The following is a 16,603-nucleotide window of genomic DNA, read 5'->3' on the forward strand; positions in this document are numbered from 1 at the left end:
GGACCATGACTGAAGCACTTTGGACCCCGAGCGCGCAGCGAATGGGTGCCACGCGCATGGACGCCTTTCGGCGTTTCATCAATCAGCGCCACGGCCTTGAGCTGCATGATTACTCGGCACTGCACCCGTGGAGTATCGACCAGCGCGAAAATTTTTGGCAGGCGATTGTCGATGTGTTCGGCATTGAATTCCACGCGTCGCCCAGCGCTGTGCTTATCGAAGGCCCGCGGATGCCCAGCGCCCAGTGGTTTCCGGGCGCAACGCTGAATTTCGCCGAACACTTGCTGCGCCGTCGCGACGATTACCCCGCAGTGATCTCCGTGAGTGAAGATGGCCAGCGGATGCAGTTGACCTACGCCGAACTGGCCGCGCATGTCGCTGGCTTGCAACAGAGCTTGCGGGCTGTGGGTGTTGGTGTGGGCGACCGCGTGGCGGCCTGTATGCCCAATACCTGGCAGACATTGGTTGCCATGCTCGCCACCACCAGTCTTGGGGCGATCTGGTCCTGTTCATCTCCAGACTTCGGCACCCAGGGCGTAATCGATCGCTTCGGTCAGATCGAACCGAAAGTCCTGCTCACCTGTGCGGGCTATCACTACGCTGGCAAGTCCATTGACCAGACCGCCAAGGTCAATGAGATTCTCGAAAGACTGCCCTCTCTGCAACAACTGATCATCGTGCCCTACGCTCTCCCGGAAGCCCGAGTGGAGGATTTCCAGACACCGGCCAACGTGGCGCTATGGAATGACTTCTACTCCATCGGTGGCGAGCCCTACTTCGTTGCGGTGCCTTTTGCCCACCCGCTGTATATTCTTTATTCGAGCGGCACCACCGGCGTGCCCAAATGCATCATCCACAGCGCGGGCGGCGTGCTGTTGCAGCACGTCAAAGAACAAGGCCTGCACGCCGATCTGGGACGTGACGATTGCCTGTTCTACTACACCACCTGCGGCTGGATGATGTGGAACTGGCTGGTCTCTGGCCTGGCGTTGGGGGCGACGGTCGTCCTTTACGACGGCTCGCCGTTTTACCCTGGTCCGCAGCGGCTGATGGACTTGATAGACGATGAAAACATCAGCGTATTCGGCACCAGTGCCAAATACCTCGCGGAACTGGAAAGGCACGCGATCCAGCCCCGTTTAACCCATCGCCTGACGCGACTCAAAACCCTGCTGTCCACGGGCTCACCGCTGGCGGCGAGCAGTTACGATTACGTTTACCGCGAAATCAAAGAAGACCTGTGTCTGTCGTCGATTTCCGGCGGCACCGACATCGTGTCCTGCTTCGTCATCGGTAACCCGGTATTGCCCGTGTATCGTGGCGAAATGCAGTGCAAAAGCCTGGGCATGGCGGTAGAGGTCTGGAATGACGATGGACAACGGGTGATTGGCGAGAAAGGTGAACTGGTCTGCACCCGGCATTTTCCGGCGATCCCCATCGGTTTCTGGAACGACCCACAGCACGAAAAACTCTTGGCGACCTATTTCACCCAGTTCCCCGGCGTCTGGGCGCATGGCGACTATGCCGAAGAAACCGAGCGTGGAAGCATGATCATTCACGGGCGTTCGGACGCCGTGCTCAACCCCGGCGGCGTGCGCATAGGCACCGCAGAAATTTACCGCCAGGTGGAAAAAGTCGAGCAGGTGCTGGAGAGCATCGCTATTGGCCAGCGCTGGAAAGACGATGTGCGGGTGGTGCTGTTCGTCCGCCTGCAGGACGGGCTGCACTTGACGCCAGAGCTGGAGCAGGAGATCCGCCAGGTGATCCGCGCTAACACCACCCCACGTCATGTCCCCGCGAAAATTGTCGCTGTCACTGACATCCCTCGCACCATCAGCGGCAAGATCGTCGAGCTGGCGGTGCGCAATGTGGTACATGGCCAGCCGGTGAAGAATACCGATGCGCTGGCCAATCCACACGCGCTGGAGCAGTTTCGGAATCGAGACGAGCTAAACAGCTAGCTCGCCAGTCGATCAGCCACGACGCGGACCACCGTCGTCCCTTTCATCCACCAACCCCCAGTTTGCAACATCCACTTCGGCGGCCGGTTCGGGCGCCGCCGGGGCTGAGGTTATCTGCGTCGGAGGGCCATTTTCGCGGTGCAGTTTGAGGCGCAGACGCACGTTATTCATGGAGTCGGCATTCGTCAGGGCTTCCTCTTCACTGATGACGCCCTCAATCACCAGATCGAACAACGCGCTGTCGAACGTTTGCATGCCAAGGTTGATCGACTTTTCCATGATGCCTTTGAGCTCGCCCAGCTCATTGCGCTGGATGAAGTCGCGAATGGTCGGCGTGCCCAGCATCACTTCGACAGCGGCCCGTCGCTTGCCATCCAGGGTTTTGACCAGCCGCTGGGAAACGAATGCTTTGAGGTTGTTACCCAAATCATGCAACAGCTGCTGGCGACGCTCTTCCGGGAAGAAGTTGATGATCCGGTCCAGCGCCTGGTTGGCGTTGTTGGCGTGCAAGGTCGAAATAGCCAAGTGACCGGTGTCGGCAAAGGCCAGGGCATGTTCCATGGTTTCGCGGTCACGGATTTCACCGATCAGAATCACATCCGGCGCCTGACGCAAGGTGTTCTTCAACGCTGCGTGAAAACTGCGTGTATCCACTCCCACTTCACGCTGATTGATGATCGACTTTTTGTGCCGATGGATATATTCCACCGGGTCTTCAATCGTGATGATGTGGCCACTGCTATTGCGATTACGGTAGTCAATCAAAGCCGCCAGCGACGTGGACTTACCCGAACCCGTGGCACCGACGAACAGGACCAGACCGTGCTTTTCCATCACGACATCGAGGAGGATCGGCGGCAGGTGCAAATCTTCGAAGCGGGGAATATCCAGCTTGATGTTACGCGCCACGAGCGAGACTTCGTTGCGCTGCTTGAAAATGTTGATCCGAAAACGTCCGATCCCGGCCAGCGACACCGCCAGGTTCATTTCCAGCTCACGTTCGAACTCAATCTTTTGCTCCGAGTCCATGATGCTGGCGGCGACTATCGCTACCTCTCCACCCTTCAAGGCTTCGGTGCTCAGGGGTCTGAGCACGCCATTGAATTTGGCGCAGGGAGGTGCGCCGGTCGACAGGTAAAGGTCCGATCCGTCCTGGCTGGCCAGAATTTTCAACAGTGCCGGGAAATCCATGAGCAGCATCCGCACGAAATAGGGTAAATGAAAGCTTGCAGGGAGTTGAGGCAGCTTGTGTACCTGTCTGATGGACCCTAGCTTGAATTGATAACGCTTCCGGCGCAAATCGATATGGGTGTTCTGGCGGACAAGTCTGAGGAAATGATCAATTGGCGCCAAGGACAGGCATAATAGCCACCGATTTTTCCAGGACTGCCCTGCGACATGAAAGCTCTCGCCCGCCATATTCTGGTGAAAACCGCCGAAGAAGCCGAACAACTCAAGCAGCGTATTGCCAAAGGCGAAGCGTTCGACGTGTTGGCCAAAAAATATTCGACCTGCCCCTCTGGCAAGCGCGGCGGCGACCTGGGTGAAGTTCGCCCAGGACAAATGGTCGGCATCATCGATCAGATCATCTTCAAAAAGCCGCTACGCGTCGTGCATGGGCCGGTAAAAAGCAAATTCGGTTATCACCTGGTCCAGGTGTTTTATCGAGATTGAGCAGGGCTGCGCCTGAGCCGACGCTTTCGCTTCCACAGGAGCTTTCGATTTTCTGTGAGAACGAACTCATTCGCGAATGGCATTACACCGCGGCTACTCAAACACCGGCATCACACTTTTGGGAATCAGTGCTCCTGGATGCTGAATCACCAGACTCGCCAATCGGTGCCCCGCTTCAGCCGCTTCCCGTGGGCTTGCACCTTTGAGGCGTTGAGCCAGGTAGGCGGCGCTGAATGAATCCCCTGCCGCCGTGGTGTCGATCACCCGCGTTACCGGGCGTGCAGGAATGTCGAAGCGCTCGCCTTGGGTCTCGACGAGGCAACTCTCCGCACCGCGTTTGACTACCACTTCGCTGACGCCCATCTGCCGGTACGCTGCCAATAACTGCTCGGTGTCCGCGTAACCAAACAACGCCCGCTCGTCATCCTCGGTCAACAGCGCCAGATCAACCTGCGGCAAACACATCAAATAAGCAGTGCGAGCCTGTTCGACGCTGTCCCAGAGGCGCGGCCGGTAATTGTTGTCGAAGGCGACCCTGGCCCCGCGCGCGCGCGCCTCGACCAGTACCGACAACAAACGCGCACGGCCCTGCTCGCCCAACACCGCCAAGGTGATGCCACTGAAATACAACACGTCGTAATCAGGCAGCGCCGCCAGAATCGGCGCCGCCGCCGGGGTGGTGAAGCAATCGCGCACCGCCGCTTCATTGCGCCAATACAGAAAACGTCGTTCACCATGGGCATCGGTCTGAATGCAGTACAGACCCGGCAGGCGCCCCGGCAAGCGCTGGACCTTGCTCAGGCCGATCCGCTCTTGCGCCCAGTCTTTGCACATTGCATCGCTGAAGCTGTCATCGCCCAGCGCCGTGACGTAGTCCACCTGCCCGGCGCCGCCGAGCATGCGCGCCAGGTACACCGCCGTATTCAGGGTATCGCCACCGAAACTCTGCTGCAGGCTGCCATTTGCGTGCTGTTGCAGTTCGATCATGCATTCGCCGATCAAGGCGACACGCGGATGATGGTGACTGATCAATTCGCTCATCAGGTTTGGGGGGCTCCTCGGTTTAGAAACAGGTACTCATGGTTTCAATGACCAGCAGGTTCTCGTCCACCAGACAGACCGAACGCCACTTGTCGAATGTCAGACAAGGATGGGACGTGCCAAAAGCGATGATGTCGCCAATGTGCAGCTCACAGCCTGGGGCGACGGTCATGAATGCGTGCTGATCCATCACTGCGGTGACCTTGCAGGCACTGACATCATCACCTTGCGCAGACAACGCGCCCGCTTTGTAACGCAGCAATGGGTTGGGCAATCCGGCATCGTAGGCAACGTCGCGCTTACCCATGGCGATCACCGCAAAACCGGGCTCTGGCAGCGACTGCACGTGCGCCCAGACTTCCAGCGCCGGCCGCAGGCCTTCGCTCAACTCGCTGCGACGGTCGAGCACGCAGCATTGCGCGTCTTTATAGATGCCGTGGTCGTGCACAACGTAACTGCCGGGGCGCAGCACGCTGAGAAAGCGCTCGCGCACGGCCTGAGCATCGAAAGCTTCGGCGATCAAGTCATACCAGGCTGAGCCGGACGCCGTGACAATCGGCCGACCCAGTGCAAAAGCACCCTTGTCCTGGAGTTCGACGGCCAGACGCACCAACGAGGCGGCGAACGCTTTGATATCGACCACGGCCTGATCGCCATGGATCACGCCTTCGTAGCCTTCAATACCGGTCAAGGCCAGCGCTGGTTGTGCAGCAATGGCATCAGCCAGGGCGAGCACTTGCTGCTCGGTGCGGCAGCCGCAACGACCACCCGGCACACCGTACTCGATCATCACGTTCAGGCGCAGACCCCGGCCGCCGAAATACTCGCCCAACGCTGCCACGTTATCCGGGTGATCGACCATGCAGTAGAACTCGAACATCGAGTCATCGAGCAAGTCGGCAATCAGCGCCATGTTGGGCGTGCCGACCAGCTGATTGGCCATCAACACCCGACGCACACCATGGGCGTAAGCGGCGCGGGTCTGCACTGCGGTCGCCAAGGTGATGCCCCACGCGCCTTCTTCGAGCTGGCGGCGAAACAGTGCCGGTACCATGCTGGTCTTGCCATGGGGCGCCAGCTCAGCGCCGCTGTTGCTGACAAAGGTCTGCATCCAGCGAATGTTGTGTTCCAGCGCCTGGCGGTGGATCACCAGCGCGGGCAAACTGACGTCTCGAACCAGACTATCGCCCGGCGCGGCGGCGCCCTTTTCTACTGCTGCAGTGCTCATGGCTGTTCTCCTGATCAGCGCGGTTCTTGCCGCACTATTCGTTGACTCTGCGCGCAAGGCCGTTGGCACTGTCGATCAGCACCCGGCGATAGTCGCTGTAATTGTTCTTGGCGTCGGCACGCGGCGCGACGATGCACAGGGTGGCGACGCAGATACCGCGCTCGTCCTTGACCGGTGCCGCGAAACAATGGGTAAAGGTGTCGGCCACACTGTCGAAGGAAAAGAAGCCCTCTTCGCCAGCCTTGCGGATTTCCCGCAGAAACGTGTCCAGCGGCAGGCGCTCGCCGTCCGGCAGGATGTAGTCCTCGGGATCGATCAAGTCGATGATCTGCTGATCGCTCAAATGGCTGAGCAGCAAGCGCCCGGAGGCAGTCCACGGGATCGGTGCATTCTCGCCAATGTCGGAAGAAATCCGAAAATGGCGCTGACCTTCCTTCATCAGTGCCACCGTATATTTGCGCCCGTTGAGCAGGCACATTTGCGCGGTTTCATGGGTCTGACTGACGATCTCGGCCAAGGACACCTCAGCCTCACGGGTGAAGTCGAAGTGCCGCAGGTGGGCCTGCCCCAGAAAATACAGTTGTCGGCCCAGATAGACATGCCCTTCTTTGCCGACTGTTTCCAGAATCCGCCGTTCCAGCAGCGAGCTGACCAACTCGTAGACTGTCGATTTCGGGCTGCCGATGCCGCTGGCGATTTCATTAGGGCGCAGCGGCGTGCCTTTTTCCTTGAGAAAATCCAGGATATCAAACGCCCGATCCAGCCCTCTGGCCCGGCGTTTGATCGTGTCTTCGGTCATGTTCACGCTACCCCTTGAAATGTGCTGAGCAGTTTAATCATTCCCATGCGCCGAGCGGGAATGATCGCGTGGAGACCACTCAGGCCGTGGGTTTCTTATAAGCGATGCAATCAATCTCGACCTTGCAGTCGACCATCATGTTGGCCTGCACACAGGCCCGGGCCGGGGCGTGCTGGCTGACGAAGTATTCGGCGAACACCTTGTTAAAGCTCCAGAAGTCCCGCGGATCCTCCAGCCAAACGCCTGCGCGCACGACATCTTCCAGGCCATAACCGGCCTCGGTGAGGATGGCGATCAGGTTCTGCATGGTTTTGTGGGTTTGCTCGACAATCCCACCGCTGATGATCTCGCCATTTTCCATCGCCACCTGACCGGACACATGCAGCCAGCCATCGGCTTCGACTGCGCGGGCGAAAGGCAGAGGTTGGCCACCCGCGCCAACTGCACCAGTGCCAATACGAGTAATGCTCATGGGTATCTCCTGTTGTTTCTAAAAAAGTGGATGTACATGGATAGATGTCATCGCCTTACGGGATAACGGCCTCCGGTCATCAGAACCGGATGCTTTTCAGGAATTCTCCCAAACGCGCCGACTTCGGCCGTTCGAACAGTTCCTTGGGTGGCCCCTGCTCTTCGATGCGGCCCTGATTCATGAAAACGATCTGGTCGGACACCTCGTAAGCAAAACGCATTTCATGGGTGACCAGCAGCATGGTCATGCCTTCTTCGGCCAGGCCCTTGATCACACTCAGCACTTCACCCACCAGTTCTGGGTCCAGCGCGGAGGTCACTTCGTCAAACAACATCAGGCTCGGGTTCATGGCAATGGCACGGGCAATCGCCACACGCTGTTGCTGACCGCCGGACAACTGCCCCGGAAAGTGATTGCGCCGGTCGAGCAGACCGACGCGCTCCAGCCATTTCTCTGCCAGTGCCACGGCCTGATCCTTGGGCAGCTTTTTCACTTTCAACAAGCCCAAGGTGACGTTTTGCAGGGCACTCAAGTGCGGAAACAGGTTGAACTGCTGAAACGCCATGCCGGTCATGGCCCGGTGCTGTGCGATGACTTTTTCCGGGTGACGAACACGCTTGCCATTGATATCGCTGTAACCAATGTCCTGACCATCAAGACGGATATGCCCGCCCTGAAACTCTTCCAGCAGATTGACGCAACGCAGCAACGTGGTTTTTCCCGAACCACTGGAACCGATCAAGGTCACGACGTTGCCGCGCTGCATGCTTAGATCGACGCCCTTGAGCACCTCAACAGCGCCGTAGGATTTGTGCAGCCCTTCGATGCTCAGCAAAGCCGGGGCGGCAGTAGCCGTTTGAGTCTGTGTCATGGCAAGGCCACCCGTTTTTCGATTTGCCGTCCAAGAAGCTCGATGGCGTAGTTGATGATGAAGAACAGAAACCCGGCGAACAGATAGAACTCCAGGGTCATGAAGGTCCGGGCGATCACCTGTTGCGTACTGAGCAGCAATTCGGCCACGCCGATGACCGACAGCAGCGTCGAGGCTTTGACGATCTCGGTGGAGGAATTGACCCAGGTCGGCAGAATCTGCCGCAACGCTTGAGGCAACAATACGTAGCCCAACGACTGCCTGAACGTCAGCCCGATGGCCTTGCCCGCTTCAAGCTGGCCATGCGGAATGGCTTGCAAGGCGCCGCGCACAATTTCTGCCACGTGGGAGCCGCAAAACAGCGTCAGCCCCAGGGCACCGGCTTGAAATGCGCTGATCTGCCAGCCCAGCGCCGGGGCCATATAAAAACACGCCAACACCAGCACAAACACCGGCGTGCCGCGAATCAGGTCGACATAGACCCGGAATGGCAGGCGGCCCCAGAGTTTGCCGTAGGTCAACACCAAGCCTGCCAGCATGCCGATCAGGGTCCCGCAGATAATCGCCAGTGCGGAGCACTCAATACTGGTCAAAAACCCCAACCACAACGTTTCGCGGGCAATCCATAATTCTTGCAGCCAGCTATGGGATTCGTACATATCAAACTCCTAGCGACGGATAGCCAAGCGCTGTTCGAGGTAGCGCAGGAGCATGGCAATGAGGTAACAGGCCGCGACATACAGCGCCGTGGTGACCATCCAGGTTTCGATCACCCGGTAGCTTTCGACATTGATCTTGCGGGCGTAATACGTCAGTTCCGGCACGGCAATCGCCGCCGCCAGCGAGGTGTCCTTGAACAGCGAGATGAAGTTGTTGGACAGCGCCGGCAACACATTGCGAATCATCACCGGCACGATGATGTACGCGCGGACCTGCCACTCGCCCAGGCCTATGGCCAATCCAGCCTCGCGCAGTCCCTTGTGAATACTCAGCAACCCGGCACGGAACACTTCGGTCAGGTAGGCCCCGGCGTATAGCGACAGGGTCACGATGAACGAGGCCAGTTTGTCCATGCGGATGCCCACACTCGGCAGCGCAAAGTAGATCAACAGGATCAGCACCAGAATCGGCGTATTGCGGATTACGGTCACGTACACCGAGGCAATAACCCGCAGCGCACGGTGTTTCGACAGCAGCGCGAACGCCGCCATCAGGCCGATCACACAGCCAATCGCAATCGAGACCAGCGCCAACTCCAGGCCCAACCCCAGTCCTGCCAGCAAGTTCGGAAAATCACGCCAGACCGCTGCAAAATTCAACTGATAGTTCATGGTCAGCAGTACCTGGATCGGGCGGCACAACAGCCCGCCCTACCCATCAGTTTCAGAGACGTGTTACTTGAATTCCATCGGGAAGCCGATTGCCGGGGTTGGCAAGTCCACACCGAACCATTGCTTGAACGATGCGGCATAGGTCGGGAACTCGACGCCAGTCATCGCCTCATGGAGCACGGTATTGACGAAGTTCAGCCAGTCCTGATCGCCACGTTTAACAGCACAGGCGTAGGTCTGCGGACTCCAGGCGAAGGCCGGGGTGCGATAACGCCCCGGGTTCTGCACGATCAGGTATTTCACCGAGGACTGATCGGTGGCAGCGGTATCGGCACGACCCGAGTTGATTGCCTGGTACATCAGATCCACGCTGTCGTACTGATCGACTTTGGCTTTTGGCAATGCCTGATGCACCAGTTCCTCGGCATACACGTTCTGCAACACGGCCACGGTCACACCGTCACCCGCAGCTTTCAAATCATCGATTTCCTTGTACTTGCTGTTGGCCGGCAGCAACAGCCCCACGCCTTCACGGTAGTACGGCAGGGTGAACGCCACTTGTTGAGCACGACTGGCGGTGACCGTGATGAACTGGCAGCTCATGTCGACCTTGTCGGTCAGCAGGTTGGGAATCCGCGCATCGGACGACTGCACCACGAACTCGACCTTGCTCGGGTCATTGAACAAGCCCTTGGCCACCATCCGTGCGATATCAATATCAAAACCCTGCAACTTCCCGTCCGCACCCTGGAAATGCCAAGGCGCATTGGTGCTGCCTGTACCCACAACCAGATGGCCACGTTTCAACACGCTGTCGAGCTTGCTGGCGTCTGCCGCCTGCACCGGGTTAATCAACGTGGCCGTGGCCGCAAGAACAAACGCACACGCTTTAAAAAAGGAAGGTCCGCTATGCATGACATGAACTCCGCCGTGATGTTAATTCCGCTATAGCGGAATGGTGTATGTAACAACGGAATAGACAGCAGAAAGTGTGCCACAGAGAACAGCAGGAAAATAAGCACGAAGAAAAGTGTTCTGGATCAACGAGGTGGCGCAAAGGGAATGTTTTTCAGAAGCAACAGCCTGAAACAAGCGCCCGCTACCGTTCGCCACGAGGGTGGGTAACAAGGCCCCAATGGAGAGCGGGGATGTTTCAGAAGGGTGCGCATTTATTCGCGGGACCGTTCAAACGCCGGGCAAGTCGCAAAGCCAACTGCTCAGGTATGTCTGCAAATACCTGCAATTCGACCTGCGCGCCTGCTATTGCAGGGGCTTTACCGCTTCCCGACACTCCGCTCAGCACTCTCCGGCTGCCCTTCCCCGCGCCAAGTGTTACTATTGCGCCCCTTTAAAGCCGCACTGACTGATTTTGGGTTGCGCCTTCTGCGCTCAACCTTCTTTAGCCCGTGCGCTTTCTGGCTGTTTTGGGCGGTTGCCCAACGCCATTGTGCCGGGCCTTCGAGCCTCTATGCCTTTGCAACCTGCAGGACACACTTTTGATCTCCACAGCTAACATCACCATGCAATTCGGCGCCAAACCCTTGTTCGAGAATGTCTCGGTCAAGTTTGCTGGCGGTAACCGTTATGGCCTTATCGGTGCCAACGGTTGCGGCAAGTCGACCTTTATGAAGATCCTCGGCGATGATCTGGAGCCTTCGGGTGGGCAGGTGATGCTGGAGCCGAACGTGCGTCTGGGCAAGTTGCGTCAGGACCAGTTCGCCTACGAAGAATTCACCGTGATCGATACCGTGATCATGGGTCACGAAGAGCTGTGGAAGGTCAAGGCCGAGCGCGACCGCATCTACTCGCTGCCGGAAATGACCGAAGCTGACGGCATGGCCGTGGCTGAACTGGAAACCGAGTTCGCTGAAATGGACGGCTACACCGCCGAATCCCGCGCCGGCGAGCTGCTGCTGGGCCTGGGTATCGGTATTGAACAACACAACGGTCCGATGAGCGAAGTGTCGCCGGGCTGGAAACTGCGCGTGTTGCTGGCGCAGGCATTGTTCTCCAATCCAGAAGTACTGTTGCTCGACGAACCGACCAACCACCTGGACATCAACACCATCCGCTGGCTGGAAAACATTCTGACCCAGCGCAGCAGCCTCATGATCATCATTTCCCACGATAGGCACTTCCTGAACAGTGTCTGCACGCACATGGCCGACCTTGATTACGGCGAGCTGCGTCTGTTCCCGGGCAACTACGACGAGTACATGACCGTGGCGACCCAGTCCCGCGAGCAATTGCTGTCGGACAACGCCAAGAAGAAAGCTCAGATCAACGAACTGCAATCGTTCGTCAGCCGCTTCTCGGCCAACGCCTCGAAATCCAAGCAGGCCAGCTCCCGCGCCAAGCAGATCGACAAGATCCATCTGGCCGAGGTCAAACCTTCAAGCCGGGTCAGCCCGTTCATTCGTTTCGAACAGAACAAAAAGCTGCACCGTCAGGCGGTCATTGTTGAGCGCATGGCTAAAGGTTTCGATGGCAAGCCTCTGTTCAAGGACTTCAGCTTCACCGTTGAAGCCGGCGAGCGCGTAGCAATCATCGGCCCGAACGGTATCGGTAAAACCACCCTGCTGCGCACGCTGGTCAATGAGCTGTCGCCCGATGCCGGTACGGTCAAGTGGACCGACGCTGCCGAGCTGGGCTACTACGCTCAGGATCACGCGTCTGACTTCGAAGATGAGGCCAATCTGTTTGAATGGATGGGCCGCTGGACCCAAGGTGGCGAGCAAGTAGTTCGCGGCACACTGGGCCGCATGCTGTTCTCCGCCGACGATATCCTCAAGTCGGTGAAAGTGATTTCCGGTGGTGAACAAGGTCGTATGCTGTTCGGCAAGCTGATCCTGCAAAAGCCGAACGTACTGATCATGGACGAACCGACCAACCACTTGGACATGGAATCCATCGAGGCGCTGAACCTGGCCCTGGAAAACTATCCCGGCACGCTGATCTTCGTCAGCCATGACCGTGAGTTCGTATCGTCGCTGGCTACGCGCATCATCGAGCTGAGCCCAAGCGGTGTTATCGACTTCAGCGGCACCTACGATGACTACCTGCGTAGTCAAGGCGTCGTGTTCTGATTTAGCGTCAACGCTGTGAGAGAAGCCCTGTCCATGTGACGGGGCTTTTTCGTTCTGAGGATCATGAGCATCATGAGCATCAGACAATCGTTAGCCTGCTTCCTTTTACCGCCTGCTCAGGCGATGATGGCGTTCTCCACCCGCCTGCCAGCGAACGAGCCCCATGTCTGCCGTACAACCTCCGCACCTCCAGACTCAACCATCCAGCTCTATGTCGATCACTCTGCAGATCGTCTCCATCGTGTTCTATACCTTCATTGCCTTTCTGTGTATCGGTCTGCCGATTGCCGTGATACCGGGTTACGTCCACGATCAATTGGGTTTCAGCGCGGTCATTGCCGGGGTGACCATCGGTTCACAGTACTTGTCGACGCTGCTCAGTCGGCCCTTGGCCGGGCGTGTTGCAGACAGTATCGGCACCAAACGCGCGATTGTTTATGGCCTGTCAGGCATTGCCGTCAGTGGCCTGCTGACCTTGCTAGCGACACTGCTCGACAGCCAGCCCATGGCGAGCCTGACAATACTGATCATCGGCCGTGTGTGTCTTGGCGTGGCACAAGGACTGATCGGCGTGGGCACAATCAGTTGGTGCATCGGCCAGGTCGGCATGGGACACACTGCCCGGGCGATTTCCTGGAACGGCATCGCGTCCTACGGTGCTATCGCCATCGGCGCGCCGGTTGGCGTGGTGATGGTCGACAGCCTGGGCTTTGCCAGCCTGGGGATTGCCTTGTCTGTTGTTTCGTTGCTGGCGCTGGTGCTGATCCGCAACAAACCGTCAGTACCCGTGATCCATGGCGAACGCCTGCCTTTTTGGTCGGTGTTTGGCCGGGTTGCTCCCTTCGGCCTGACCCTGACCCTGGCCTCCATTGGCTACGGCACCCTCACCACGTTTATCACGCTGTTCTACCTAAGCCGGGGCTGGCATGGCGCGGCGTACTGCCTGACGGTCTTCGGCGTTTGTTTCATCCTGTCGCGGCTGGTCTTTATCAACGCAATCAACCGATTTGGCGGCTTCAATGCGGCCATGGCCTGTATGGCCATCGAAACCCTCGGTCTGGTATTGCTGTGGATCTCACCCACGACCGCAGTCGCGCTGATCGGTGCGGGACTGACCGGTGTCGGCCTGTCGCTAGTCTATCCGGCGCTGGGAGTCGAGGCGATCAAACAGGTACCGACGTCCAGTCGGGGCGCGGGTTTGAGTGCGTATGCGGTGTTCTTCGACCTGGCGCTGGCCATTGCCGGGCCGGTCATGGGCAGCGTCGTCCTGGGGCTGGGTTATGCGTGGATTTTCTTCGTTGCAGCGGTGCTGTCGGTGGCCGGCCTGTCACTGACGCTGCTGCTGTCTCGCCGCGCAACGTCATGACCATAACCGTTTGGATAGCATCCAAGCCACTTCATCTTTAGTACCGTCGGTCAGCACACGCCTTGACGCTTAACGTTATTACTTCTTAGCTGTGATGACCAACAGGGAGTAATCATAGGTGCTTGAGGGGTCCTGATCACAAAACAGGCCTCTTGATCCCGTGATTGTTCGGTTAAGGGCACTTTCAACATTCAGCTTGCCCTGAGCCATATGCTCAGGGAGAGCGCTCATGATCTATTCATTTGCATATGTCGGTTCTTTGCCGGCATTCCGCTTCGTAATGCCAGCCTTGTTATTGATGTGCTTGAGTGTTCAGGCGCGGGCTGCATGTACGCTGGTAACCACCCCCGGCAACGACACGTTTACCTGCGACAGTGGCAATAGCGGTCCGCTGACCGATCTTCAAGGCAGTAACACCCTGATATTTCCTGCCCTGGGCACAGGCACTGTCAATGGCGCCGTTACCTTTGGCCCTGGCCTGGATCGAATCGTGATGAACTCCGGCAGCATCGTCGGCACAGTTGATCAAGGTGACGGTGCCAACAGCTTTGAAATCAACCTGGGGACGGTCTCTGGCGCAGTGCGCCAAGGCAGCGTAATCGACAGTTTCATCATGAATGGCGGGACGATCCAATCCCTCGCTCAAGGCGATGGTCGCGATACGTTTCTCATGACCGGGGGCACCATCACTGGAGCATTCGAAGATGGTGATGTCGCCAAAATGACCGGGGGCACCATTGGTCGAGTCGACATGAAGCTCGACAACAATATCTTCGATATGTCCGGTGGCCGGATTGTCGGGAACCTGGTGACGGGGTTTGGCAAGGACACCATCATCGTGTCCGGAGGCACGATAGGCGGGAACATCAGTGTCAGCGGAGGGGATGACAGCATCACGATCAGCGGCGGTGAGGTGACGGGCGAAATACGCGCCAGCTTCGGCAATGACACCTTCATCTGGAGCGGCGGAGGGATCATCCACTCGGCCGTATTGATGGCCGAAGGCAATGACACTGCAATCCTTCGGACACTCAATGAAGCAACCCTCAGTACCACACCAAACATAGACGGCGGCCCTGGCATTGACGTACTCACCCTGGACGCTACCTCCTCATCCACCCCGGCCCGTTACACCCGCTGGGAAACAGTGAACCTGGACAACGGTTCGCGCGTTGACCTTGCTGGCGACTTTATCCTGGGCGACGCAGATACCGGCACGGGTGTGTTCAATGTCGACAGCAGCAGCGCAGTGACTTCGGTCGCGGGGAGCATCAGGCCTTTCACCAGTGGGCAACTGGCCACGCTCAATAACGCGGGCACCCTCGACATGACGACCGGCAGCAACAGCGCGAGCGACACGCTGACCGTGCACGGCAATTACGTCGGCAACAACGGCCAATTATGGGTGCAATCGGTATTGGCTGATGACGCCTCCCCCAGCGACAGGCTGGTAGTAGACCGAGGAACACTGTCCGGTACGACGCAAATCTCCGTCAGCAACCTTGGTGGTGTCGGTGGTCTGACTCAACAGAATGGCATTCAGGTAGTGAACGCGACGAATGGCGCGACCAGTGACAACTCGGCCTTCTCTCTAAAAAACTCGGTGTCAGCAGGCGCTTATCAGTACTACTTGTTCAAAGGCGGCGTCACCGCAGGCTCTGAAAACAGTTGGTACCTCCGCTCCGCAGTAGTCGCACTGCCCTCACCTGTCGAGCAGCCCGTCTCACCCACCACTGCGCAGCCAGCGGCTGTCGCGCCGGTAGCGGCCATCGGTACCCCTGCGTTGCCGGTTGCGATAGCAGGTGCCTCGCCAATTCCGCTGTATCGCCTGGAGGTCCCGAATTATGCAGTGGTAACACCCGCCGCTGCCGTGTTGACGCTCGCCGCGCTGGGCACATTCCATGACCGCCAGGGCGAACAAAGTCTGCTTCGCGAAACGGGTGCCGTGCCTGCAGGCTGGGGACGGGTATATGGCCGCGACTTCAAGCAAAGCTGGGCCGGCACGGTCGCTCCTGGCCTGGACGCCACGCTCTCCGGCTATCAGGTCGGTCATGATCTATACGCTATGCAGACCCGCGACGGACACGTGCAACGGCTAGGAGTATTCATCGGCCATAGTCAGTTAAATGGTCAGGTCGATGGCTTTGCCGAAGGCTTTCATGACCGTCGAACCGGCACGCTGAGAATCGAAGGTGACAGCCTCGGGGCGTATTGGACATTGACTGACGCGAAGGGCTGGTATCTGGACGCGGTGGCGATGGGTACTCGCCTGGACGGTTACAGCCGATCCGACCGAGGCATCAAAATCGACACAGAGGGCCATGCTTTGAGCCTGTCCCTTGAAGCGGGATATCCGATCCCGGTTTCCGAGCACTGGGTGATCGAACCCCAGGCACAACTTATCAACCAGCACATCTATCTCGACAGCCAGAATGACGGTATTTCAGACGTTTCATTCGACTCCCAGGCGTATACCTCGGGTCGTGTCGGGGCAAGAATCAAAGGCCGCTATAGCCTCTTGGGCATGCCCGTAGAGCCCTATGTGCGCGGTAATCTGTGGCGTAACTTTGGCGGTTCGGACAGCGTTATTTTCGACCATGCGGACACGATCAAGACGCAACACCGGTCGACCAGTGCCGATGTCGGCGTGGGGGTGGTGGCAAAAGTCGCATCGGATGTCAGTTTCTACCTGAGCGCGGATTACAGCAGCAACCTGGACAGTCACTCTTTGAACGGCATGGCAGGGAATATGGGGGTCAGGATAAGCTGGTGAG

General features: G+C 58.2%; 14 protein-coding genes. 5 read left to right on the forward strand and 9 right to left on the reverse strand.

The features are described 5' to 3' along the window. The first annotated feature begins 5 nt into the window (after window positions 1–5). Window positions 6–1,961, forward strand: a complete 1,956-nt coding sequence (locus K0F75_RS02315) for an acetoacetate--CoA ligase (protein ID WP_219060138.1) — start codon at window positions 6–8, stop codon at window positions 1,959–1,961. Between the two features lie 12 nt (window positions 1,962–1,973). Here K0F75_RS02315 and K0F75_RS02320 read toward each other — a convergent pair whose 3' ends face one another. After that, on the reverse strand, window positions 1,974–3,152 hold the full coding sequence (locus K0F75_RS02320) for a PilT/PilU family type 4a pilus ATPase (protein ID WP_219060139.1): 1,179 nt from the start codon (window positions 3,150–3,152) through the stop codon (window positions 1,974–1,976). A 207-nt stretch (window positions 3,153–3,359) separates the two neighbouring features. Here K0F75_RS02320 and K0F75_RS02325 point away from each other — a divergent pair, with 207 nt between their 5' ends. Then, window positions 3,360–3,635, forward strand: a complete 276-nt coding sequence (locus K0F75_RS02325; RefSeq protein WP_219060140.1) for a peptidylprolyl isomerase — start codon at window positions 3,360–3,362, stop codon at window positions 3,633–3,635. 93 nt (window positions 3,636–3,728) lie between these two features. Here K0F75_RS02325 and K0F75_RS02330 read toward each other — a convergent pair whose 3' ends face one another. The 8 genes from K0F75_RS02330 to K0F75_RS02365 form a co-directional block, all read right to left on the reverse strand. Next, on the reverse strand, window positions 3,729–4,676 hold the full coding sequence (locus K0F75_RS02330; protein WP_219060141.1) for a sugar kinase: 948 nt from the start codon (window positions 4,674–4,676) through the stop codon (window positions 3,729–3,731). Between the two features lie 22 nt (window positions 4,677–4,698). After that, window positions 4,699–5,904, reverse strand: coding sequence for an amino acid deaminase (locus K0F75_RS02335; RefSeq protein WP_219060142.1), 1,206 nt, complete (start codon window positions 5,902–5,904; stop codon window positions 4,699–4,701). Window positions 5,905–5,938: 34 nt separating this feature from the next. Next, window positions 5,939–6,703 carry an IclR family transcriptional regulator gene (locus K0F75_RS02340; RefSeq protein ID WP_219060143.1) on the reverse strand — a complete coding sequence of 255 codons (765 nt, stop codon included), beginning with the start codon at window positions 6,701–6,703 and terminating at the stop codon, window positions 5,939–5,941. A 79-nt stretch (window positions 6,704–6,782) separates the two neighbouring features. Continuing rightward, window positions 6,783–7,175, reverse strand: a complete 393-nt coding sequence (locus tag K0F75_RS02345) for a RidA family protein (protein ID WP_219060144.1) — start codon at window positions 7,173–7,175, stop codon at window positions 6,783–6,785. A gap of 79 nt (window positions 7,176–7,254) precedes the next feature. Next, window positions 7,255–8,046, reverse strand: a complete 792-nt coding sequence (locus K0F75_RS02350; RefSeq protein WP_219060145.1) for an amino acid ABC transporter ATP-binding protein — start codon at window positions 8,044–8,046, stop codon at window positions 7,255–7,257. Continuing rightward, a complete protein-coding gene (locus K0F75_RS02355) occupies window positions 8,043–8,705 on the reverse strand; it encodes an amino acid ABC transporter permease (protein WP_219060146.1) in 663 nt (220 codons plus the stop codon). Before K0F75_RS02355 ends, K0F75_RS02350 begins: the two co-directional genes overlap by 4 nt. 9 nt (window positions 8,706–8,714) lie before the next feature. Then, on the reverse strand, window positions 8,715–9,377 hold the full coding sequence (locus K0F75_RS02360) for an amino acid ABC transporter permease (protein ID WP_219060147.1): 663 nt from the start codon (window positions 9,375–9,377) through the stop codon (window positions 8,715–8,717). Window positions 9,378–9,440: 63 nt separating this feature from the next. Continuing rightward, on the reverse strand, window positions 9,441–10,292 hold the full coding sequence (locus K0F75_RS02365) for a transporter substrate-binding domain-containing protein (RefSeq protein ID WP_219060148.1): 852 nt from the start codon (window positions 10,290–10,292) through the stop codon (window positions 9,441–9,443). Between the two features lie 581 nt (window positions 10,293–10,873). Between K0F75_RS02365 and K0F75_RS02370 the strand changes: the two genes are divergently transcribed. From K0F75_RS02370 to K0F75_RS02380, 3 genes are all read left to right on the forward strand, one after another. After that, a complete protein-coding gene (locus K0F75_RS02370) occupies window positions 10,874–12,463 on the forward strand; it encodes an ABC-F family ATPase (protein ID WP_219060149.1) in 1,590 nt (529 codons plus the stop codon). Window positions 12,464–12,626: 163 nt separating this feature from the next. After that, window positions 12,627–13,829 carry an MFS transporter gene (locus tag K0F75_RS02375; RefSeq protein ID WP_219060150.1) on the forward strand — a complete coding sequence of 401 codons (1,203 nt, stop codon included), beginning with the start codon at window positions 12,627–12,629 and terminating at the stop codon, window positions 13,827–13,829. A 229-nt stretch (window positions 13,830–14,058) separates the two neighbouring features. Continuing rightward, window positions 14,059–16,602: an autotransporter outer membrane beta-barrel domain-containing protein gene (locus tag K0F75_RS02380; protein WP_219060151.1), complete on the forward strand. Its 2,544-nt coding sequence runs from the start codon at window positions 14,059–14,061 to the stop codon at window positions 16,600–16,602. Window position 16,603 lies beyond the last annotated feature (1 nt).

It is taken from the genome of Pseudomonas sp. UMAB-08 (assembly GCF_900095225.1).
GTDB lineage: Bacteria > Pseudomonadota > Gammaproteobacteria > Pseudomonadales > Pseudomonadaceae > Aquipseudomonas.